General features: G+C 65.1%; 22 protein-coding genes and 1 pseudogene. 14 read left to right on the top strand and 9 right to left on the bottom strand.

Annotated elements, in window-relative coordinates; translation table 11 throughout:
• A pseudogene (locus F758_RS0109115) lies at window positions 1-232 on the top strand (IS5/IS1182 family transposase); the annotation flags it as partial.
• Between the two features lie 66 nt (window positions 233-298).
• On the opposite strand, the gene F758_RS0109120 reads toward F758_RS0109115, so the two are convergent.
• The 5 genes from F758_RS0109120 to F758_RS0109140 all read right to left on the bottom strand — a co-directional run bounded on the left by F758_RS0109120 (window position 299) and on the right by F758_RS0109140 (window position 5,307).
• The gene (locus tag F758_RS0109120) at window positions 299-1,144 is read right to left on the bottom strand and encodes a ChbG/HpnK family deacetylase (protein WP_024507573.1); all 846 of its coding nucleotides are present in this window, start codon (window positions 1,142-1,144) and stop codon (window positions 299-301) included.
• Window positions 1,141-2,187, bottom strand: a complete 1,047-nt coding sequence (locus F758_RS0109125) for a glycosyltransferase family 2 protein (RefSeq protein ID WP_024507574.1) — start codon at window positions 2,185-2,187, stop codon at window positions 1,141-1,143. Before F758_RS0109125 ends, F758_RS0109120 begins: the two co-directional genes overlap by 4 nt.
• Before the next feature lie 113 nt (window positions 2,188-2,300).
• A complete protein-coding gene (hisG, locus tag F758_RS0109130; protein ID WP_024507575.1) occupies window positions 2,301-3,278 on the bottom strand; it encodes an ATP phosphoribosyltransferase in 978 nt (325 codons plus the stop codon).
• On the bottom strand, window positions 3,275-4,441 hold the full coding sequence (locus tag F758_RS0109135; protein ID WP_024507576.1) for an ATP phosphoribosyltransferase regulatory subunit: 1,167 nt from the start codon (window positions 4,439-4,441) through the stop codon (window positions 3,275-3,277). Before F758_RS0109135 ends, hisG begins: the two co-directional genes overlap by 4 nt.
• Before the next feature lie 110 nt (window positions 4,442-4,551).
• Window positions 4,552-5,307: a 16S rRNA (uracil(1498)-N(3))-methyltransferase gene (locus tag F758_RS0109140; protein WP_024507577.1), complete on the bottom strand. Its 756-nt coding sequence runs from the start codon at window positions 5,305-5,307 to the stop codon at window positions 4,552-4,554.
• 229 nt (window positions 5,308-5,536) lie between these two features.
• Between F758_RS0109140 and F758_RS0109145 the strand changes: the two genes are divergently transcribed.
• Window positions 5,537-6,211, top strand: a complete 675-nt coding sequence (locus F758_RS0109145; RefSeq protein ID WP_024507578.1) for a hypothetical protein — start codon at window positions 5,537-5,539, stop codon at window positions 6,209-6,211.
• Window positions 6,212-6,215: 4 nt separating this feature from the next.
• Window positions 6,216-7,145 carry a 4-hydroxybenzoate octaprenyltransferase gene (gene ubiA / locus F758_RS0109150; protein ID WP_024507579.1) on the top strand — a complete coding sequence of 310 codons (930 nt, stop codon included), beginning with the start codon at window positions 6,216-6,218 and terminating at the stop codon, window positions 7,143-7,145.
• 244 nt (window positions 7,146-7,389) lie between these two features.
• Here the strand turns inward: ubiA and F758_RS0109155 are convergent, their stop codons facing one another.
• Window positions 7,390-7,911 carry a DUF6101 family protein gene (locus tag F758_RS0109155; RefSeq protein ID WP_024507580.1) on the bottom strand — a complete coding sequence of 174 codons (522 nt, stop codon included), beginning with the start codon at window positions 7,909-7,911 and terminating at the stop codon, window positions 7,390-7,392.
• Window positions 7,912-8,200: 289 nt separating this feature from the next.
• Between F758_RS0109155 and F758_RS0109160 the strand changes: the two genes are divergently transcribed.
• From F758_RS0109160 to lpxK, 6 genes are read left to right on the top strand one after another with little or no spacing between them, the layout of a single operon-like run.
• Entirely contained in the window at window positions 8,201-9,595 is a 1,395-nt protein-coding gene (locus F758_RS0109160; RefSeq protein ID WP_024507581.1) for a TldD/PmbA family protein, read from the top strand.
• On the top strand, window positions 9,582-10,385 hold the full coding sequence (locus tag F758_RS0109165) for a 3'(2'),5'-bisphosphate nucleotidase CysQ (protein WP_024507582.1): 804 nt from the start codon (window positions 9,582-9,584) through the stop codon (window positions 10,383-10,385). The genes F758_RS0109160 and F758_RS0109165 overlap by 14 nt, the downstream gene beginning before the upstream one ends.
• Window positions 10,386-10,445: 60 nt before the next feature.
• On the top strand, window positions 10,446-10,697 hold the full coding sequence (locus F758_RS0109170; RefSeq protein ID WP_024507583.1) for a DUF4170 domain-containing protein: 252 nt from the start codon (window positions 10,446-10,448) through the stop codon (window positions 10,695-10,697).
• The gene (locus F758_RS0109175) at window positions 10,694-11,407 is read left to right on the top strand and encodes a lysophospholipid acyltransferase family protein (protein WP_024507584.1); all 714 of its coding nucleotides are present in this window, start codon (window positions 10,694-10,696) and stop codon (window positions 11,405-11,407) included. Before F758_RS0109170 ends, F758_RS0109175 begins: the two co-directional genes overlap by 4 nt.
• Entirely contained in the window at window positions 11,400-12,704 is a 1,305-nt protein-coding gene (locus F758_RS0109180; RefSeq protein WP_024507585.1) for a 3-deoxy-D-manno-octulosonic acid transferase, read from the top strand. Before F758_RS0109175 ends, F758_RS0109180 begins: the two co-directional genes overlap by 8 nt.
• On the top strand, window positions 12,697-13,722 hold the full coding sequence (gene lpxK, locus F758_RS0109185; RefSeq protein WP_024507586.1) for a tetraacyldisaccharide 4'-kinase: 1,026 nt from the start codon (window positions 12,697-12,699) through the stop codon (window positions 13,720-13,722). Before F758_RS0109180 ends, lpxK begins: the two co-directional genes overlap by 8 nt.
• A gap of 84 nt (window positions 13,723-13,806) precedes the next feature.
• On the opposite strand, the gene F758_RS0109190 is transcribed toward lpxK, so the two are convergent.
• Window positions 13,807-14,028, bottom strand: a complete 222-nt coding sequence (locus F758_RS0109190; protein ID WP_024507587.1) for a DUF2093 domain-containing protein — start codon at window positions 14,026-14,028, stop codon at window positions 13,807-13,809.
• 187 nt (window positions 14,029-14,215) lie between these two features.
• Here F758_RS0109190 and F758_RS0109195 point away from each other — a divergent pair, with 187 nt between their 5' ends.
• Window positions 14,216-15,049 carry a dienelactone hydrolase family protein gene (locus F758_RS0109195; protein ID WP_024507588.1) on the top strand — a complete coding sequence of 278 codons (834 nt, stop codon included), beginning with the start codon at window positions 14,216-14,218 and terminating at the stop codon, window positions 15,047-15,049.
• Between the two features lie 61 nt (window positions 15,050-15,110).
• Here the strand turns inward: F758_RS0109195 and xseA are convergent, their stop codons facing one another.
• Entirely contained in the window at window positions 15,111-16,721 is a 1,611-nt protein-coding gene (gene xseA / locus F758_RS0109200; protein WP_024507589.1) for an exodeoxyribonuclease VII large subunit, read from the bottom strand.
• Window positions 16,722-16,847: 126 nt separating this feature from the next.
• Between xseA and F758_RS0109205 the strand changes: the two genes are divergently transcribed.
• From F758_RS0109205 to purD, 4 genes are all read left to right on the top strand, one after another.
• Window positions 16,848-17,852: an alpha/beta hydrolase gene (locus F758_RS0109205; RefSeq protein ID WP_024507590.1), complete on the top strand. Its 1,005-nt coding sequence runs from the start codon at window positions 16,848-16,850 to the stop codon at window positions 17,850-17,852.
• Complete coding sequence (locus tag F758_RS0109210) at window positions 17,849-18,403, top strand: hypothetical protein (protein WP_024507591.1); 555 nt, start codon at window positions 17,849-17,851, stop codon at window positions 18,401-18,403. Before F758_RS0109205 ends, F758_RS0109210 begins: the two co-directional genes overlap by 4 nt.
• Before the next feature lie 4 nt (window positions 18,404-18,407).
• Window positions 18,408-18,713, top strand: coding sequence for a winged helix-turn-helix domain-containing protein (locus F758_RS0109215; RefSeq protein ID WP_024507592.1), 306 nt, complete (start codon window positions 18,408-18,410; stop codon window positions 18,711-18,713).
• Between the two features lie 201 nt (window positions 18,714-18,914).
• On the top strand, window positions 18,915-20,198 hold the full coding sequence (purD, locus tag F758_RS0109220; protein ID WP_024507593.1) for a phosphoribosylamine--glycine ligase: 1,284 nt from the start codon (window positions 18,915-18,917) through the stop codon (window positions 20,196-20,198).
• Here the strand turns inward: purD and F758_RS0109225 are convergent.
• Window positions 20,193-20,420: a hypothetical protein gene (locus F758_RS0109225; protein WP_157449922.1), complete on the bottom strand. Its 228-nt coding sequence runs from the start codon at window positions 20,418-20,420 to the stop codon at window positions 20,193-20,195. The two genes, purD and F758_RS0109225, sit on opposite strands and share 6 nt — an antisense overlap.
• Window positions 20,421-20,442: the final 22 nt, after the last annotated feature.

The raw sequence follows: 20,442 nt of genomic DNA on the forward strand, positions 1-20,442 counted from the left end.
GACGCCCAAGATCAAACGCGAGATGCGAAGGCGCTCCGCCATCGAGCCGGTCATCGGCCACCTCAAATCCGAGCATCGGATGGGCCGGAACTATCTCTGGCACCGCNAGGGCGATGCCACCAATGCCGTCCTCGCCGCCGCCGGCTACAACTTCCGGCGTCTCATCCGCTGGCTGGAGCTCTTGTTGCGGCTCGCCCAGCTCATCCTTCGACCTCAGTTCGTCCCGAGCTGAAATCCAGGTTCTTCACGGACGACTAGGTATGCGACATCGCGTCCGCGCTCTTGTCGTCCGCGCCTTTCAGCCCAATGTGACTTGTTTTTCGGCGAGGAGCGCTGGGAATTCTTCTCCTGCCAGATAGGCGTGCTCCCGCTCGCGCTGATCGGTGAAGGGGTCGAGGCTGGCCAGAACGTCATCGACGAATCCGGGATGGCACATCACTACGGCCTGGTCGGGCAAGCCTTCTAGAAATTCGCACATCAATCGGCCGAAATCGGGCTTTCTGGAGAAATCATAGGCGCCGGCGAAGGCGGGGTTGACCGCGATGCCGGCGCGCGCCGCCCGCGCGCGAAATTGCGCGCTCAAGGCGTCGAGAAAGAGGGCTTTCGGGGCGTTGAGCCGGCCGGCAAAGGGTCCCGGCCGACCGGCCTGGCGAACCCAGGCCGTGGGCGCCAATTCCTTCACCGCGTCGAGGAACGCATCGCGTACCAGCGGGAAGAGCTGCACGTGCTGATGGCCGTCGACAAAATCCGGCGCGCGACCGAACATCTCGCTGAAGGTTGAAAGCTGCAGCTTCAATTCGGCATTGACGATCTCGGGATCGAACCGCCGCAACAAGCCCAAACGAAACAGTTTCGCAAAGGGCGGAAACAGGCCGCCGTCGAGCGGGCGGAAATGCATGGAGAGCGGGCGGAACGGCGCGGTCAGCGTGGCGTGCAGGCCGATGGCGCAGCGCGGGCTCGCGCGCGCCGTACTTTCCAACGCCTGAACTTCCTCGCGGCCGATCGCGGGGCCGACGACCATGACGGAGGCGGCATTGAGACGCCCGCGCTCGATCAGGTCACGAATGCCGCGGTTGACGCCGGGGCTGATACCGTAGTCGTCGGCGCACAGCCAGATGCGCGCGAGCGGCGCGGCGGCGCTCATTCGGCCGCGGTCCTTTCGCCGGCGCTCTCGTCCCGGTCCGCCTCGAAGCGCTTCTCGCTGTGTTCGGCCACGAAGTAGATCGGACGCGCCTTCAGCTCCGACAGGATCTTGCCGATATATTCGCCGACGATGCCGATCATGATGAGCTGCACGCCGCCGATGGTCATCAGGCCGACCACCAGCGAGGGATAGCCGGGCACCTGCTTTCCGGTGGTCCAGACTTCCCAGATGATCGACAGGCCGAACAGGAAGGCGGCCGAGGCGAGAAGAACGCCGAGCAGGCTCGCAAAGCGCAGAGGCGCCACCGAGAACGAGGTCAGGCCCTCGATCGACAGGCCAAGCAGCCGCATGAAATTGAAGGTAGTGACGCCATGCGCGCGCGGTGCCGGCTCGTAATCGACCCGGATCTGCCGGAAGCCGATCCAGCTCGCCAATCCCTTGAAGAAGCGGTTGCGCTCGGGAAGCTGCCGCAGCGCCGCGACCGCGCGGGGTGAGAGCAGGCGGAAGTCGCCGGCATCCTCCGGAATCTTTTGCCGCGCGCCCCAATTGATCAGCGCGTAGAAGCCGTGCACCGCAAGGCGCCGCAAGAATGATTCATTGTCGCGATGGGCCTTGGCGGTATAGACCACGTCATAGCCGCCATCGATCCAGTGGCTGACGAGCTGTTCGACCAGCGCCGGCGGATGCTGGCCGTCGCCGTCCATGAACAGCACGGCGCCGAGCCGGGCATGATCGAGCCCCGCCATCAACGCGGCCTCCTTGCCGAAATTGCGCGATAGCGAGACCACCTGAACGTCGAGCGCATCGGCCGGCAAAGCGCGCGCGATCGCAAGCGTTCCATCCTTGCTGCCGTCGTCGACGTACACGATCTCGCAGCGAATCGCATAGCGGTGGCGCAGCGCCTTGGCGAGTTCGCAAAGGCGCTGGTGCAGCGCGGCCAGTCCCGCTGCTTCGTTGTACATCGGCACGACGATCGACAGCCCCTTCGCCGCGGCATTGGCCGCAGTGGTGGACAGGTTCGAAACGTCGCTACCCAGCATCATCGATCGGATTTCCCAACTCGTCCCACCGTTAACAAGTTAACATATTGCAATCATGCGCCCTTGTCGCCACCGCGCAACGCTTCGTCTCGTCGGCGCGGGCGAGGTGCAATCGCTCACGTCCGCAGGAATGCGTCGAGCTTGGCGAACAGCGGGTTCTCGCGGTCCAGCACATAGTCCAACGAGGCCACCGATACCGTATCGGCGCCGTGATCACGCAGGAAGCTGCCGAGCGCGTAGATCTGCGCCGGCGGACAGTGCAGCGTCAGCATGCCCGACGAAGTCGGTCCGCCGAAGGGGGCGACCACGCCGAAGCGGTTGTGCGCCTCGGCCAGCATTGCTGCATCGCATCCTTTGAAACGGGTGCGGACCTCGCGGTATTTGCTGGCGCGCGAGCGCGCGTGAATGTGGTCGAGGATCACGCGCGCCGTTTCGCGCGCATCGCTCGACCAGTCGGCGTCGCGCGAGGCGACGAGATTGGCCTGGCTGCGCAGGATCACACCGTCATCGAGCACCTTCAGCCCATTGGCGGCCAGTGTCGCGCCGGTCGTGGTGATGTCGACGATCAGCTCGGCCGTGCCGGTCGCGGGCGCCCCCTCGGTTGCGCCGGCGCTCTCGACGATGCGGTAGTCGACCACACCATGTGATGCGAAGAAGGTGCGGGTGAGATTGATGTATTTGGTCGCCACCCGCATCCGTCGGTTATGCTGGGCGCGGAAGCCCGTGGTGACGTCATCGAGATCGGCCATGGTGCGCACGTCGATCCAGGCCTGCGGCACGGCCACCACGACGTTGGCGTTGCCGAAGCCGAGCGCATCGATCAACAGCACGCGCTTGTCGGCGTTGACGATGGTCTCGCGCACCAGATCCTCGCCGGTTACGCCCATATGCACGGCGCCGCGCGCCAATTGCGAGGCGATCTCGCTCGCCGAGAGATAGGCGATCTCGACATTGTCGAGATCTGCGATGGTGCCGCGGTATTCGCGGGCGCCGCGCGGCTTGGCGAGGGTAAGGCCGGCGCGGCTGAAAAACGCTTCCGCGTTTTCCTGCAACCGGCCTTTGGACGGGACCGCGAGAACGAAGGGGGCGCTCATGATGTCCTCGCGCTGCGGCTATCGGCAGGCTTGCGGCCAATCCTGGTCAGCGCTTCGACCCAGATCGCAAATCCGACGGCCGGGATCGGCGTGGCCGAGCCGAGCCTCGTCATCAGCCCATCATAGCGGCCACCGGCGACCAGCGGTTCGCTGCCGCTGCCTCTGGCATGCACCTCGAATTCGAAGCCGGTATAGTAATCGAGGCCGCGCCCGAACGAGGTCGAGAAGCGCAAGCTGCTTACGTCGATGCCGCGGGCAGCCATGAAGCCGACCCGGGCCTCGAGCTGATCGATCGCCGTGGCGATGTCGAGCCTGGCGTCGCGCGCCAGCGCCCGCAGTTGCGCGACCGCCTCGTCGGCATCGCCGGAGACGGCGAGAAAGCGCTTGATCAGGCCGAGCGCGTTGCGCGGCAGCGCGCCGCCCTTCAACGTCGATTGTTCCAGGAAGCGGTCGGCGATCTCCGCGACCGTGCGTCCGCCGACCTGGGCGGTCCCGGCGATCGACATCAGGTCGGTCACCAGCGCCAGCGCCGCCTTGCGGTCGGAGCCGGCAAGCGCGGCCAGGACGCCCTCATATTCGTTGCGGCCGGCGCCGGTCGCGAGCGTCAGCCGCTCGAGATCCTGCTCCAGGGAGACCTTGCGATTGAAATCCTTGATCAGCCGCCGCCGCCAGACCGGGTAAAGATCGAGCGCGTCGATCAGCGCATTGAACAGCGCCACGTCCCCGGTGCGGATCTCCACCTCCTTGACGCCGAGCGCGCCGGTCGCTTCCAGCGCCAGCGCCAGCATCTCGGCATCCGCGGCGGCGCGATCCTGCCGCCCGAAGGACTCGATTCCGGCCTGCTGGAACTCGCTTCTCAGCCCTCCGCGATGACGAAAGACCGGACCGAGATAACTGAAGCCGGCCACCTGGCCGGCCCGCTTCGAGGCCAGATAGTCCCGCGCCACCGGGATCGTGAGGTCAGGCCGCAGGCAGAGTTCCTCGCCGCTCGCATCCGTGGTCAGGTAAAGGCTCTTGCGGATGTCCTCGCCGGAAAGGTCCAGGAAGGGCTCGGCCGGCTGCAGGATGGCAGGCTCCGCCCGCTCGTAGCCCGCCTGGGCGAACGAGGCCAGCAGGGCGCTCGCCCATGCGGCAGTTCCGGTCGAGGCAGCGGTTTCGGTCATCTAAACGGGATTCCAGGGGGCTCGAAGTTGGGCTGCCCATTAGCATGGCTTGCTGGCAGTTTCGACAGGCATCGGCCAGCTCGCTTAACGGAAAAGTCGGCCGAGGGAGGTTATTCCCGCGTGTCCGTCCAGTCGCCGAGTGCGGCTTGCACCAGCGCCAGCGCGGCCACAGCTGCCGTATCGGCCCGCAGGATGCGCGGGCCGAGTGAAAGCCGCAAAACATGCGGCTGGTGCACCAGAATTTTCCGCTCTTCCTCGGCGAAGCCGCCTTCAGGCCCGACGAGGACATCGATCCCGCGGCCATCCGCGCGGCCTTTCCGCAGCGCCTGGAGGGGATCGGCGGTCTCCGCGGCCTCGTCGCAGACAATCAAGAGGCGCTGCTCCTCGCGATTCTCGAGGTAACGCGCAAGCGGTACGGGGTCGGCCACCTCGGCGAGGCTCAAAATGCCGCATTGCTCGGCCGCTTCGATGACATTGGCCCGCATCCGCTCCCCATTGACGCGAGCGACCTGGGTGAAGCGGGTCAGCACCGGCTGCAGGCGCGATGCGCCCATTTCAACGGCCTTCTGCACCATGTAATCCAGCCGGGCATGTTTGAGCGGTGCAAAGACGTAAGCGAGGTCGGGGAGGCGATCCTGCGGGCGCGTCTGGCTGGCGATTGTAAGGGTGTCCGGCCGCTTTCGGCCCGAAATAGCTGCTTTCCATTCGCCGTCGCGTCCGTTGAACACCAAAATGTTGTCACCGGCCGCAAGCCGCAGCACATTGCCGAGATAATTGCTCTGGTCGCGCTCCAGCGTGACGGTCGCCCCCGTCGCCAGCGATGCGTCGACAAAAAGGCGGGGGGCGCGAAAGTCGAATTCAGGCATAAGTGATGTTCCCAATTAGGCCCAGGTTTTAGCCTAAAGGCTTAGAATCAGGGACAAATATTCGCCCGTGCCTGCGGCCTCGCGCCGCGCTGTTGCCAAATTCCACGGGTTGTTAACGACCTCTGGGAATCGTAATAACGCCCTTAATCGAACATCGCGCCGTGATCGGGTAGACGCTAGTGCCGGGACACTAGGGGGATCACAAGGACTTGCCGGAGAAACAGCCTTGATCATCCGCCGCTTGCTGGGACCGTTCACGGTCGCCGTCATTGCCGCCTACGCCGGTCATGCGTGGGCGCAAGGCGCGTTTCCCGCGCCGCTCCCCAACCAGGGTGTCGTGAAGAACGATCCTGCCTTTCCGCCGGTGAATGGCGCGGCCCCCAGCGCCTCGGTCGGCGCGCCGCCGAGCAGTACCTCGTTTCCAAGCAACGGCGCGGCGCCGATCATGGGTGGTGGCGGCGGCTTTGTGCCGGCGGCACCGCCACAGCAGGCCGGCCCCTCCGACGCCTGCATGAAGGAATTCCTGCCGCTGCGCGAGGAGGCGGAGCGACGCGGCAAACTGATCAAGGCTGCGAGCGACCGGCATGCTTCGCCGGATGAGGCTTGCAAGCTGATCGGCAATTTCGGCCAGGCCGAATTGAAGATGATCAAGTATGTCGAGGCGCATGCGGCCAAATGCGGAATCCCGCCGCAGATCGCCGATCAGTTGAAGTCCGGGCACAAGAACACCGAAGCGCTGCAGAAAAAGGTTTGCGCGGTGGCGCAGCAGGTGCAGGCACGCGGCCCTGCTGGCCCGACGCTCAGCGAGGTGCTGGGCTCCTCGGTTTCCGCGCCCGAGGCGACGCCGGTCAAGAAAGGCGGCAGCACCTTCGATACGCTGAACGGCAACGTGCTGGAGCGGTGAGACCGTGAGCGACGCGTCGGCACGCGTTGCGGATTCCACCGGCAACTGGGTCGATACCCATGCGCCGCTCTGGTTGCGGCCCTATTTGCGGCTGTCGCGTCTGGACCGGCCGATCGGATCCTGGCTGCTGCTGCTGCCGTGCTGGTGGTCGGCGGCGCTGGCGGCAGGCGTCGCGCACGACCTCTCGCAATTGCCCCTGACGATTGCCTTGTTCTTCCTCGGCGCGTTCGCGATGCGCGGTGCGGGGTGCACCTGGAACGACATCACCGACCGCGATCTCGATGCGAGGGTCGAACGCACGCGCTCGCGCCCGATTCCCGCGGGCCAGGTGAGCGTGAGGCAGGCGCTCATCTTTCTGGCGGCGCAAGCGCTGGTCGGTCTCCTCGTGTTGCTGCAGTTCAATCGTTTCGCCGTCATCACCGGCATCGCCTCGCTCCTGGTCGTTGCGATCTATCCGTTCATGAAGCGGATCACCTATTGGCCGCAGGTCGTGCTGGGACTCGCGTTCTCCTGGGGCGCGCTGATGGGCTTTGCGGTGATCCTGCAGCGTATCGACGCCACCGCGCTCCTCCTTTACGCGGGCTCGATCGCCTGGGTGATCGGCTATGACACCATCTATGCGCATCAGGATGCCGAGGACGACGCGCTGATCGGCGTCAAGTCGACGGCGCGCCTGTTCGGCACCCGCACGCACGAGGCGCTGGTGGTCTTCTACGGAGTTGCGGTGGTCCTGATCGGCACGGCGTTTCTGCTTGCCGGCGTGCATTGGCCGGCATGGCTCGGGCTTGCTGCATTTGCCGTCCATCTCGCCTGGCAGATCAGCCGCTTGAAGATCGACGATCCCTTGCTCTGCCTGCGCATCTTCAAATCCAACCGCGATGCCGGATTGTTGCTGTTCGCCGGCCTGCTGATCGACGCCGTGATGCGCATCTAACGCGCATAGCTGTTGATCGAAACGGACTCCCAAGTTTCACCGTCACCCTGAGGTGCTCGCCAACGGGTCGGCGCGAAGCGCGGCCCGATGACAGGCTCCTCGAGCCTCGAAGGCGACGGCCCGACTGCAGCAGCGAGGCCGTTCATCCTTCGAGGCCGCCGCTTCGCGTTGGCACCTCCAGCGACAAACGGCGGGATGACGGTTCGACAGAGCATGCCCGCTCATTCGGAGGCGAGCGCATATTTCAATTGCGCGAGATGATTTCGCGCTCGCCGCGGTGGATCTTCGCTGGCTCCAGCAAATTGCCGGCGCGCCGCCGCATCAGGAATTTCGGCCGTCGCGCGCGGATTGCGTTGCGACGCCGACGTCGCGGTGCGGGCTCGCAGGCCGCATCCTGCAACATCGGCAGCGCGAAAACATCGCTCCAGAGCTGCCAGGCGGCTGCGATCTCCTCCTCGTCGACGCCGACGCAGAGGGGAACGCTGAGCGAGGGATCGCGGTGCGCCAGCACCAGCATCCGTCCATCCTTGATGTCGCACAAGGCAACACCGAGAAAATCACTGACGCGGAGTCTGAGCGCCATGCGCATGCCGCGAACGGCACGACGCAGCACGACGCGTTCGCGATCGAGCTCGACCTGCCGCACGAACCCGTCGGCGCGGGCATCATGCGCGTGAAAGCTGACTGGCAAAGAGAGAGGGTCGAGCCGCAATGCGCGGCTCGACCCGGCGGGATTGGTCCCGCCCGTTGCTGTTTGACGCCTCACGGCTTTTGGTCTCCCCGCCGGGATTTTGTTCCCCGGTCGTTGCGCGAGACCTTACGCCGCGTCCCGTCGGTTTCGCCTTAAAAAGCCTGGTTAATCCAAAGTCACCGCCGCTCCTTTGCGCGGCATGATTGACAAGACCTTGGCTTGCATGATTGACGAGATGTTGCGAGAGAGCGGAGATTCTTAGGCTTCCGGCTCGTGAAAATGCTTGAAGTCCGCGCCAATTGCGCACATCTGACATGAATTGGGTTTGTTTCCGACACTCCCTCCATTGCTCGGGAATCTGTTCGTGATCTCTTCACCATCCTCATCGACGCACGCCAAAGGCACGAGTTCGGACCTGTTCGACCAAACCGCCTTGTCGGATCTTGCGCAGCGGCTGGTGGAAGCGGCCAAGCGTGCCGGCGCCGACGCCGCCGACGCGGTTGCGGTGCGCGGCGTCTCGCACGGCGTGGAAGTCCGCGATGGTCGCGTCGAGGAATCCGAGCGCTCGGAAGGCGACGACGTGGGCCTGCGTGTGCTCGTGGGGCAGCGGCAGGCGGTCGTCTCCACGAACGACGTCTCCGGCGACGGCGTGGCCAAGCTCGCGGAGCGGGCGGTCGCGATGGCGCGTGTCGCGCCGGAAGACAAATATGTCGGGCTGGCCGATCCCTCGTTGTTGGCGCGCGATCTGCCCGATCTCGATCTGGTCGATCCCGCCACTCCCTCGACTGCCGAACTCGAGCGACGCGCGCAGGAGGCCGAGGCCGCGGCGCTTGGGGTGAAAGGCGTCACCAGGTCTGGCGGCGCGTCGGCGTCTGCCGGCATTGGCGGCATGGTGCTGGTGACGAGCTCGGGTTTTCATGGTGCCTATTTGCGTTCCAGTCAGAGCATCTCCATGACGGCGATCTCGGGCGAGGGCACCACGATGGAGCGCGACTACGACTACAGCTCCGCGCCCCATGCCGCCGATCTCTATTCGCCCGAGCGCGTCGGCCGCAGCGCCGGCGAGCGCGCAGTTGCGCGGGCCAATCCGCGCAAGGTCGAAACCTGCCAGGTGCCGGTCGTCTATGATCCCCGAGTCTCGGGTTCGCTGGTCGGCCATCTCGTCGGCGCCATCAACGGCGCCTCGATCGCGCGCAAGACCAGTTTTCTGAAGGACAAGCTCGGCGCGCAGCTCTTCGCCGGCAACATCCGCATCATCGACGATCCGTTGCGCCGGCGCGGCTTGCGCTCCCAGCCTTTCGACGCCGAAGGCGTCAGCGTGAAAAAGCTGGCCATCATCGATCAGGGCATTCTGACCTCCTGGCTGCTCGATTGCGCCACCGCGCGTGAACTCGGCCTTGCGACCACCGGTCACGCCCATCGCGGCGTTTCCTCCTCGCCCTCGCCGGGGCCGTATAATCTGCATCTGGAAGCCGGCACCGTCACGCCCGCGGAGCTGATCTCGGATATCAAGCAGGGATTTTACGTCACCGACCTGATCGGCTCCGGCGTCAATGGCGTCACCGGCGATTACAGCCGCGGCGCGTCCGGCTTCTGGATCGAGAACGGCGAGATCACCTATCCGGTGAGCGAGGTCACGATCGCCGGCCACCTGTTGCCGATGTTCAAGTCGATGATTGCGGCCAACGACCTGGAGTTCCGTTACGGCGTCAACGCGCCGACCGTGCGCATCGAGGGACTGACGCTTGGCGGACGTTAGCCGTGAGACATTGTCGCGCGATGCAGAACTCCTGAAGGACACCGTGCGCGAGGCCGGCGCGCTGGCGCTCGCGCTGTTCCGCACCGATCTGAAAAAATGGATCAAGGGCAGCTCCTCCCCGGTGTCGGAGGCCGATATCGCGGTCAACGACCTGCTCGAGGCGAGGTTGCGCTCCGCAACCCCCCACTACGGTTGGCTGTCGGAGGAAAGCGCTGACGACGCGGACCGGCTGGCGAAACGGCGTGTTTGGATCGTCGATCCCATCGACGGCACGCGCGGCTATCTCGCCGGGCGCGAGGACTGGTGCGTGAGCGTGGCACTGGTTGAGGACAACACGCCGCTGTTCGCCGCGGTGTTCGCACCGGCCAGCGACGAATTCTTTTTCGCCGTGCGCGGACAGGGCGCCACCCGCAACGAGATGGAGCTGCTGGCCACGCCCGGTACGGCGCTGGATTTCACCCGCGTCGCCGGCCCGAAACCGCTGGTTGAGCGGCTCACTACCGATTCAGGCGACATCACGCTACATCCGCGAATCGCTTCACTGGCGCTTCGGCTGTGCCGGGTCGCGGATGGAAGTCTGGATGCGGCGTTTGCCGGCGGCAATAGTCACGACTGGGATCTTGCGGCGGCTCATTTGATCGTGCAGGAAGCGAATGGTAGGATGACCGCGCTTTCCGGCGAGGGGATTCTGTACAATTGCCGGGAAGTGACACACGGGGTGCTGGTGGCGGCAGGACGCGATCGTCATGCGAGCATTGTCGCGCATTTTCGAGATCGTTTGCCCGTTTAAGCGCCCTGACCCTGTCGCGAGATTCGAGCTTGCCGGGCATCCATCCTAGGAAAGAGAATCATGCCAGATAATGCCCCGCAGCAACAACTGCTTCATCTCGTCTTCGGCGGTGAACTGACCGACCTCGAACACAACACGTTCAAGGACCTCGAGAAAGTCGATATCGTCGGCCTCTTCCCCAACTACGCGACTGCTTACGTAGCCTGGAAAGCCAAGGCGCAGCAGACCGTCGACAACGCGCATATGCGCTACTTCATCGTGCACCTGCATCGGCTGCTCGATCCCGCCCAAGATACGAAACCCGGCCGTTGAAGAAGCTGCTTCGCAATATTTTGCGCAGCGGCTGGTTCCAGCGTGCTGTGGGGTTCCTCGCAGCCGAGTATCTGCGGCTGGTCTGGAAGACCAACAAATTCGTTATGGACCCGCCGCATGTCTATGACATGGTCGAGCCGCGCCAGCCCGCGATCTTCGTGTTCTGGCACGGCCAGCATTTCATGACGCCATTCATCAAGACCAAGAAGGACCACCGCGCCAAGGTCCTGATCTCGCGCCATCGCGACGGCGAATACAACGCCATCGCCGCCGAGCGGCTCGGCATCGGCACGATCCGCGGCTCCGGCGATCATGGTGGAGCCTTTCACCGCAAGGGTGGCGTCGGCGCGTTCAGGGAGATGGTGCGCGCGCTCGAGGAGAATTATAATGTTGCGCTGACCGCCGACGTGCCGAAGCGCGCGCGCGTCGCCGGTCTCGGCGTCATCATGCTGGCGAGAGAAACCGGACGGCCGATCATGCCCTTTGCGATGGCCACCAGCCGCTTCATACGACTAAAGAACTGGGACCGGACCACGATCAATCTGCCGTTCGGGCGCGGCGTATTGGTGGGGGTTGAGGAAATCAGCGTGCCCCGCGATGCGGACGCCGCGACCATGGAGCGGTTGCGCTTGAGGCTGGAGGCCTATCTGAACGAGGCGACCCGCCGCGCCTATGCCAAAGTGGGGCGTCCGGAGGCCGGCCGTGGCTAACTCGCTGCCGATGACGCTGCGCGTGTACCGCAAGCTGTCGTCGGTCGTGGTGCCGCTGGCGCCGGCCCTGATCAATCGGCGCTTGAGGCAGGGCAAGGAGGATCCGGAGCGCATCGGCGAGCGTCGCGGCATGTCGCGCGATCCGCGGCCCGCAGGCCCGTTGATCTGGATACATGGCGCCAGCGTCGGCGAGGTGCTGGCGGCAGCCGCCTTGATTGAGAGACTGCGGGCGCTCGACATCCGCATCCTCGTCACATCAGGCACGGTGACCTCGGCGGCGATCGTGGCCAAGCGCTTCCCGCCCGACATCATTCATCAATACGTGCCATACGATTCGCCGCGCTTCGTCGCGCGGTTCCTCGATCATTGGCGGCCCTCGCTGGCGCTGTTCATCGAATCCGACCTCTGGCCGAACATCATCCTGCAAAGCGCGGCACGGCGGCTGCCGATGGTCCTGATCAACGGACGAATGTCGCAGCGCTCGTTTCCGCGCTGGCGGCGGGTGTCGGGCACGATTTCGGCGCTGCTTGGAAAATTCGATATTTGCCTTGCGCAATCCCGCACCGATGCCGAACGCTTTTCCGCACTAGGCAGCCGCAACGTCGTCGTGACAGGCAATCTGAAGCTCGACGTTCCGGCACCACCCGCTGACGCGGTCAAGCTGGAACGGCTGACGGCGTTGACGCGCGGGCGGCCGATCGTGGTGGCGGCCTCGACCCATCCCGGCGAGGAAGAGATCCTGATCGAGACCCAGCGGGCGCTCGCCGGTTTGTTTCCGCAACTTTTGACCGTGATCGCCCCCCGGCATCCAGATCGCGGGCCCGCGATTGCGCAGATGATCGAGGCCGCGGGTCTGAAAACCGCGTTGCGCTCGCGCCAGCAATTGCCTGATACGGCGACCGAGATCTACGTCGCAGATACGCTCGGCGAATTGGGTCTGTTCTACCGCTTGGCCGAGATCGTCTTCATGGGCGGCTCGCTGGTCGAACATGGCGGGCAAAATCCGATCGAGGCGGTCAAGCTGAATGCGGCGATCGTGCACGGCCCGCACGTCTTCAACTTCGCTGATGTCTACAAGGCCCTCGACCAGGCCGGCGGTGCGCGAACCGCTGTCGACAAGGAGGCGCTGGTCAAGCAGCTCGGCCAGTTGCTGGCCGATCAGGACGCGCGCGAGAGGCTGGTTACGGCATCCACGCGCGTCGTGGCGCAGCTTGGCGGTGCACTGGACCGGACGCTGGCCGCTCTCGAGCCCTATCTCTTGCAGTTGCGGCTCGAGATGGGAGCCGCCAATGCGTGAGCCGGCCTTTTGGCACCGGCCGGCATCGTGGACATCGCATCTGCTGTGGCCGTTTGCCGCGCTCTACGGCGCGGTCGCGGGCCTGCGCATGGCTCGCAAGGGTTTTGACGCCGGCGTCCCCGTGTTCTGCGTCGGCAACTATCATCTGGGCGGCGCCGGCAAGACGCCGACCGTGCTCGCGCTTGCCGACATCCTGCGCGAGCTCGGCGAGACGCCGGTCGTGCTCAGCCGCGGCTATGGCGGACGGCGGCGCGGCCCCTTGATGGTCGACGCTGGCAGGCACACGGCTGTCGATGTCGGCGACGAGCCGCTGATGCTGGCGGTGCATATTCCGGCGGTGGTGTCGCGCGACCGCATCGATGGCGTCGCGCTCGCAAGATCGCAGCGCGCCAGCGTGATCCTGATGGATGACGGTTTCCAAAATCCCGCGCTTGCCAAGGACACCGCGCTGATCGTGATCGACAGCGAGCGCGGCCTCGGCAACGGCTGCGTCTTTCCCGCGGGCCCCTTGAGGGCGCCGCTCGCGCCGCAGCTTGCCCGCACCAGCGCGCTGATCGTGATCGGCGCGGGCACGGCGGCGAAGGACGTGGCTGCGGCGGTTGCCGCGTCCGGCAAGCCGGTGCTCGCGGCTCATCTTCGACCCGATGCGGCGGCGATCGAAAAGCTCAGGGGCAAGCGCGTGCTCGCCTTCGCCGGCATTGGCGATCCCGAGCGGTTTTTTCGCACCTTGGGAGCGGCCGGCGTCGAAGTCGCGCAACGGAAGGCGTTCGCCGATCACCACCCATTTTCAGCGCGTGAGATCGAGGCGCTGGTCACTGCGGCGAAACGAGACGGCCTGATGCTGGTGACCACGGAAAAGGATCTGGTGCGATTGCGCGGCGATGCGCAGCTTGCGGCGCTTTCGCAGGAGATCGTGCCGTTTCCGGTGAGCTTGCAATTCGAGGACGTCGCGCGCGTAAGGAAGTTGGTGTCCGACTGGCTGTTCAAGGCGCGCGAGAAAAGATTTCGAAAACCGTAGCTTGTAGGATGTATTGAGCCACCGGGTCGCGCAAATGCACGCCCGATGACAGGCCCCAAGGATCCCGTCCCACATTTTCGGACGCTACTTCTTCACCTGCTCCGGGTAATGCCGTTGCAGCACGGCGGTCGGCGTCGCATAGGCTTCCTGCAGATCGACGCTCCAATATTTCAGCTCATCGAGCGGTATCCGCACGTCGGTCACCGCGCAGCGCACATAGGTCCCGGGCGAAATCACGCGGAAATCGCCGTCAAGGTATTGCACCTGCGCTTCCCCATGGCCTGAGGGACCGAATTTGTTCAGCACGGTTGTGGGCTCCGAATTAAATCCCGGTAATCTGCCGGTGTGAGGCTCAAATCCTGCTAACATAAATAGGTCGTGCTGTCCGCCTGCGAAACCCACTGATTCGTGATGTTTTGCGGTTCGGACCGCATGGTACTTTTTTCCGCGGATGAGGCTGGTGTCCCCCGCCGGCATAGATTTGCAGAGTTCGATGCGCCGTCTTGCCGTCCTCGCATTGTTGCTGCTTGTCGCCCCGGCGCTTGCCCTGTCCTCGCCGGCGGCCCCGCGCCAGGTGGAGATCCCGTCCGGCAGCGTCACCCTGCGCGCCCAGCTCTATAAGCCGGATGGCGACGGGCCGTTTCCGACCGTCATCGCGCTCCACGGCTGCGGCGGCTTGGCCAGCCGTTCCGAGCCCGTGTTGCCGCGTTACCGCGATTGGGCCGAGCAGCTCGTGAAGAACGGCCGGGCGGTTTTGCTGCCGGACAGCTACGGCTCGCGCGGGCTTGGGCCCCAATGCCGGGCCAAGGAGCACCGGGTGACCGCGCGTCGCGAACGCGTGACCGATATTCTGGCGGCACGGCAATGGCTGATCCAGCAACCTTGGGCGAGGGCCGATCGGATCAGCCTGATCGGCTGGGCCAACGGCGCCAGCGCGTTGCTCTGGGCGGTGCGCCCGCAATTGCTCTCCGGCAACGGCGAGCCGGATTTCCGCTCGGCGATCGCCTTCTATCCGGATTGCCGGCTCTCGGCCGGGCTCGGCTGGAGCGCACGCGTGCCGACGCTACTCCTGATCGGCGCCAAGGACGATGTGTCCTCGCCACCGGCCTGCCGGCAGATGATCGATGGCGCGCGCGGCCGCAGCGCGCTGACGCGGATCGTGATCTATCCTGGCGCCTATCATGATTTCGATCGCGCCAACCTGCCGATCCACGCCGTGGCGGCCTCTGTCGACGATGCCGGCTTGCCCGAGCGCGGCCATGTCGGCACTGACCCCCAAGCGCGGCAGGACGCGCAAAAGCTCGTCGCGGAGTGGCTGTCGCGCTGAGCGTTCGTTAGGTCGTCATTCCGGGTTCGATGCTTTCGCATCGCCCCGGAATGACGGCGTCCTAAAACAGGCTCCCCTGATCGACCGGTTTTACGATCCGCTTCGGCGCCTTCGGCTCGCGCGCGGCTGGCTTCGGCCGCTCGGGCCGGACCACTGCCGGCCGATCCGCATCGGCGGTCGCGCCGACGCGCCCATCGGCAAATTCCAGCTCGAGCCGTGCGCCGCCGCCGATCTCCGCCGCCCCGTGCAAGGGATGGCCGGCCTCGTCGCGCACCAAGGCAAAGCCGCGCGCCAAGACGCTGCGATAGGACAAAGCGGCAAGCAATTGGCCGCTATGGCTGACGCGGGCGTCAAGCCGCTGCAGCGACGTCAGCAGCGCGCGATGGGCGCGCTCGGAAAGCCTTAGCGTTCGCTCGCGCTGGCGCGCGATGGTCTGGCGCTGCGCCTGCGCATTGGCAAGCTTTGAGGCCCTCAGTCTTGCCTCTAACCCGGCAAAGCGGTCGCGGCGGCGGCGCAGCAGCGAATGCGCGGCATGGGTCAGCCTTTCGCCGCAGACGAGGTGTCGATGCCGCGCCTGCTCGACCTGTCCGTGCAGCACTCGCAAGGTGAGCCGCGCGCTCGCCGCGACAAAGCGGCGGAAATGGGCATGGGTATTGGCGCGCAAGCCGCGGGGCAGGGCGGCGCCGGCGCCATCGAGCCGTTGGCGCGGGATCGCGAGCAACTCGCCGGCCGCAGGCAGGGCGCGCGCGGCCGCCCGCAACTCATTGCGGCGGCTCTCCTGACCGCGCTGCCAGCACATCCTGGTGCGTCGAGCGAGGCTCTCCACCTCGGCCATCAATTCGCTGCGCACGGGGACCGCCATTTCGGCTGCCGCAGTTGGCGTCGGGGCGCGCTTGTCGGCGGCGAAGTCGATCAGCGTGATGTCGGTCTCGTGGCCGACCGCCGAAATCAGCGGGATGCGGCTTTCAGCCGCCGCGCGCACCACGATCTCCTCGTTGAAGGACCAGAGATCCTCCAGCGAGCCGCCGCCGCGCGCGACGATCAAGACGTCAGGACGCGGGATCCTGCCGTGTTCCGGCAGCGCGTTAAACCCGCGGATCGCGGCAGCGACCTGCTCGGCCGAGCCATCGCCCTGCACCTTGACCGGCCATACCAGTACATGGCGGGGGAAGCGGTCGGACAGGCGATGCAGGATGTCGCGGATCACGGCGCCGGTCGGCGAGGTAACCACGCCGATTACCTCGGGCAGCCAGGGCAGCGCCCGCTTGCGCCGCTCGTCGAACAGGCCTTCGGCGGCCAGCTTCTTCTTGCGCTCTTCCATCAGCGCCATCAGCGCGCCGATGCCGGCCGGCTCCAGGGCCTCGATCACGATCTGATATTTGGAGGCGCCCGGATAGGTGGTGAGCTTGCCGGTCGCGATGACCTCGAGCCCCTCCTGCGGCTTGAACCGCATCCGGTAGAGCGAGCTCTTCCAGATCACGGCCTCGATCTTGGCGTTCTCGTCCTTGAGCGCGAAATAGCAATGACCGGAGGAATGCGGGCCGCGGAAGCCAGAGATCTCGCCGCGTACCCGGACATGACCGAAACGATCCTCCACCGTCCGCCGCAGGGCATTGGACAGCTCGGAGACGGTGAATTCGGGCGCGTTGATCAGAGGTTCGGCAGCAGGCATCTCGAATCGCGAATCTAGGGTAGGCGCCCAAGTTAGGGATTTTCGCCGCCGATCGCCAATCCAGCCTTGTTTTATCATATACTCTGTAATACAGAGTACTCCATCGTATAACTAGGGAGGACGATCATGCTGAGATGGCTGGTATGGTTCCCGCTGAACCTGTTGCAATGGGGTCTATGCATCGTCGGGGCGGCCGCTCTGCTGCTCCTTGCCATGATCGCGACTCCCTTGGTCCAGCCGCCCGAACTGCATTCCATTTCCGAAACCGCGCGGGCGGTGGATCGCAGCACCATGCCGGCTCTGGAGCACTTCAGCGCGCGCGATGGCACGCAACTGACCTACCGCCACTATGCAGCCCGCGGTCCCGCGGCCGGCCCGGTCACCATCCTCGTTCATGGCTCTTCGGGATCGAGCGTGGCCGTCCATGCCCTGGCGGATGCCTTGGCCGGCCATGGCGTCGAGACCTTTGCGCCCGACATCCGCGGCCACGGCGGATCCGGTACGCGTGGCGACATCGGCTATCTCGGCCAGCTCGAGGACGATCTCGCCGATCTGGTCGCACTGATCCGGCGGACGGCAGCGAACGCGCCCATCACTCTGCTCGGCCATTCCGCCGGTGGCGGCTTTGCGCTACGCGTGGCGGCTTCACCGATCCAGAATCTGTTCGTCCGCACCGTGCTGCTTGCGCCCTATCTCGGTTACGACGCGCCGACGAATCGTCCCAATTCGGGCGGCTGGGCCAACCCCGATATTCCGCGCATTCTCGGCCTGCTCGCGCTGCGCAAGCTCGGCGTCGATTGCTGCGATGCCTTGCCGGTGCTCGCCTATGCGGTGCCGCCGCATTCGGAGAAGATCCTGGTGCCGGCCTATAGCGAGCGGTTGATGCGCAATTTTGCCACCCGCGGCTACAAAATCGATTTTGCTGCTGCGACCCGGCCAATCACACTGATCGCAGGCAGCGAGGATGAATTGATGTTATCGGACAGATACGCCGATGCCGTGCACGCGATCGCGCCGGCGGTCGACGTGAAGCTGATCGAGGGCGCCAATCACATGAGCATCTTGAGTGACCCGAAGGCCGTCTCGGCAATCGCCGATGACGTCGCCAAGCGCGGAATGACCGGCACATGATCGACAGCAAGCAAGCCGCCGATGCGCTGAGCGATATCGACGACATCGTTCGTCGCGTGCGGCAGTCGCGAACCTACGAGATCGCAAGCTTGATCATGATCTGGTGGGGCGTGCTGGTCCTGATCGGCAATCTCGCGAACTACGGCTGGCCGCGCCACGGCGCTCAGATCTGGACGGCCGTCAATATTGCTGGCGTCATTGGCACGTTCCTGATCGGCGTGCTCATAAACGCGCGAAGCGGCATGCGCGGCTTCGAGGGCAGGTTGTTGGCGGCTTATCTGCTGTTCTTCGCCTTCGGGCTGCTCTGCTCGCAAGTGCTCGGCGATTTTGGCCCACGCGAGCTCGCAGCCTTTTGGCCGATCTATTTCATGCTGTTCTATATTCTCGCCGGCCTGTGGTTCGGTCGCGCCTTCATCGCAATCGGAGCCGCGATCACCCTGCTGACGCTGATCGGCTATTTCTACGTCCTCGGCGCCGCCTTCCTGTTGTGGATGGCGGTCGTGAACGGCGGCGGCCTTATTCTGGGCGGCCTCTGGATGCGATGGGATTAGCGGCGTGGCTGAGCTCGACGAGATCATCCACCAGCCGCTGCGCCTGAGGATCATGGCGGCGCTCAACGCACTGCCGCAAGGCATCGGGCTGGAGTTTTCCCGGCTCAAAAAGCTGACCGGCGCAACGGACGGCAATCTCGGTGCCCATATCGAAACGTTGGCCAGGGCCGGCTATGTCGGGGTGGAGAAAGCCTTCGTGGGCAAGAAGCCGCAGACCACGGTGACCGCGACCGCGGCCGGACGCGGCGCGTTCGCACGGCACGTCGCAACGCTGCAGGAGATCATCGCGGGAGCGGGGCGAGAATCTTAGCTGTTCCCCGTCATTCCGGGGCGCGCAAGCGCGAACCCGGAATCTCGAGCCGATGATATGAGCGGATGCCAGACAAGCTCGAGATTCCGGATCGGCGCGGCGTCCGGAATGACGGTGAAATCGGCTGATCCCCCTTGCGAGGAGGCGGGGAGTCGTGCGAACCGCTCTGGCATCTTTCCCGTTTGAGACTGCGGTTTACGCATGCACATTCTCCTGCTCGGTTCCGGCGGCCGCGAGCACGCCCTGGCCTGGAAAATCGCGGGCTCTCCGCTACTGACAAAACTCTGGTGCGCGCCCGGCAATGCCGGCATTGCGCGCGAGGCCGAATGCATTGCGCTCGATGTTGCCAACCATGCCGCGGTGATTGACTTCTGCAGAACGAATGCCATTGACCTTGTCGTGGTTGGGCCGGAGACGCCGCTCGCGGCGGGCATTGTTGACGACCTTGAAGCCGCCGGGATCAAGGCCTTCGGCCCGAGCAGGCAGGCGGCGCAGCTCGAGGCCTCCAAGGGCTTCACCAAGGCTCTCTGCAGCGAATTCAACATTCCGACCGGCGCTTATCGGCGCTGCACCAGTGCGACCGAGGCTCTGGATTACGTGCGTGCGCAAGGCGCGCCCATCGTGGTCAAGGCGGATGGGCTTGCCGCCGGCAAGGGCGTGGTCGTCGCAAAGACGCAGCAGGAGGCCGAGGCCGCCATCGCCATGATGTTCGAGGGCGCGTTCGGCGCGGCCGGCGCCGAGGTCGTGATCGAGGAATTCCTGGAAGGACGCGAGGTCAGCTTCTTTGCGCTGTGCGACGGCGAGACCGCGATCCCGCTCGCCTCGGCCCAGGACCACAAGCGCGTGTTCGATCGCGACCAGGGCCCGAACACCGGCGGCATGGGTGCCTATTCGCCGACGCCGTTCGTGACCGACGAAGTTCATGGCCAGATCATGAACCGCATCATCCTGCCGACGGTTGCCGGCATGAAGACGCGCGGCACGCCGTTCCGCGGCGTGCTCTATGCCGGCGTGATGCTGACCAAGGACGGGCCGAAACTCTTCGAATTCAACGTTCGCTTCGGCGATCCCGAGTGCCAGGTGCTGATGCTGCGCATGATGTCGGACATCGTGCCGGCCTTTCTTGCCGCCTGCGACGGCGAGCTGAAGCACTTTGATCTGCGCTGGTATCCGGAGCCCGCCGTTACGGTGGTGATGGCAGCAAAAGGCTATCCCGGCGACTACAAGAAGGGCAGCGTCATCGCGGGGCTTGATGAAGCCGCCAATGTCGAGGGCGTGGAGATCTTTCACGCAGGCACAGCCGCCAAGGACGGCGCCATTATCGCCAATGGCGGGCGCGTGCTGAACATCTGCGCGCTGGGCAAGACCATCACCGAAGCGCAGGCCCGCGCCTATCAGGCGATCGACCGCATCAAATGGGCGGACGGTTTCTGTCGCCGCGACATCGCGTGGCAGGCCGTGGAGAAGGAGCGTGCGGGTTCATAAAGGCGCGTCTTTGCGGACGACGCGCAGCGCGCGTCGGTCCGGGATCTTGAGCTTGTTTGGCACGTCGTAAAATGCTGTCGCCGCGTGTTCGCTGCGGCAACTACGAATAGAGTTTGACACGCGCCGCTTTGGGCATGCACGCTGCGCAGTAATGCCGAGCCGCTTGTTGTCAAAGCCGATGTTGGTGTTTATTCCGACATCGAGGTGAGCCGGATCGCGCAAGCCTTGGAGCCGGAGCGTGAGA

This window comes from Bradyrhizobium sp. ARR65, from assembly GCF_000472385.1.
Classification (GTDB): domain Bacteria; phylum Pseudomonadota; class Alphaproteobacteria; order Rhizobiales; family Xanthobacteraceae; genus Bradyrhizobium.

What these genes read in the sequence shown, in the direction of transcription:
- xseA (WP_024507589.1), bottom strand. Translation starts at nt 16,721, where the DNA reads ATGCCTGCTGCCGAACCTCTGATCAACGCGCCCGAATTCACCGTCTCC.
- purD (WP_024507593.1), top strand. Translation starts at nt 18,915, where the DNA reads ATGCACATTCTCCTGCTCGGTTCCGGCGGCCGCGAGCACGCCCTGGCC.
- hisG (WP_024507575.1), bottom strand. Translation starts at nt 3,278, where the DNA reads ATGAGCGCCCCCTTCGTTCTCGCGGTCCCGTCCAAAGGCCGGTTGCAG.
- F758_RS0109125 (WP_024507574.1), bottom strand. Translation starts at nt 2,187, where the DNA reads ATGATGCTGGGTAGCGACGTTTCGAACCTGTCCACCACTGCGGCCAAT.
- F758_RS0109140 (WP_024507577.1), bottom strand. Translation starts at nt 5,307, where the DNA reads ATGCCTGAATTCGACTTTCGCGCCCCCCGCCTTTTTGTCGACGCATCG.
- F758_RS0109120 (WP_024507573.1), bottom strand. Translation starts at nt 1,144, where the DNA reads ATGAGCGCCGCCGCGCCGCTCGCGCGCATCTGGCTGTGCGCCGACGAC.
- F758_RS0109170 (WP_024507583.1), top strand. Translation starts at nt 10,446, where the DNA reads ATGCCAGATAATGCCCCGCAGCAACAACTGCTTCATCTCGTCTTCGGC.
- F758_RS0109210 (WP_024507591.1), top strand. Translation starts at nt 17,849, where the DNA reads ATGATCGACAGCAAGCAAGCCGCCGATGCGCTGAGCGATATCGACGAC.
- F758_RS0109205 (WP_024507590.1), top strand. Translation starts at nt 16,848, where the DNA reads ATGCTGAGATGGCTGGTATGGTTCCCGCTGAACCTGTTGCAATGGGGT.
- F758_RS0109195 (WP_024507588.1), top strand. Translation starts at nt 14,216, where the DNA reads ATGCGCCGTCTTGCCGTCCTCGCATTGTTGCTGCTTGTCGCCCCGGCG.
- lpxK (WP_024507586.1), top strand. Translation starts at nt 12,697, where the DNA reads ATGCGTGAGCCGGCCTTTTGGCACCGGCCGGCATCGTGGACATCGCAT.
- F758_RS0109135 (WP_024507576.1), bottom strand. Translation starts at nt 4,441, where the DNA reads ATGACCGAAACCGCTGCCTCGACCGGAACTGCCGCATGGGCGAGCGCC.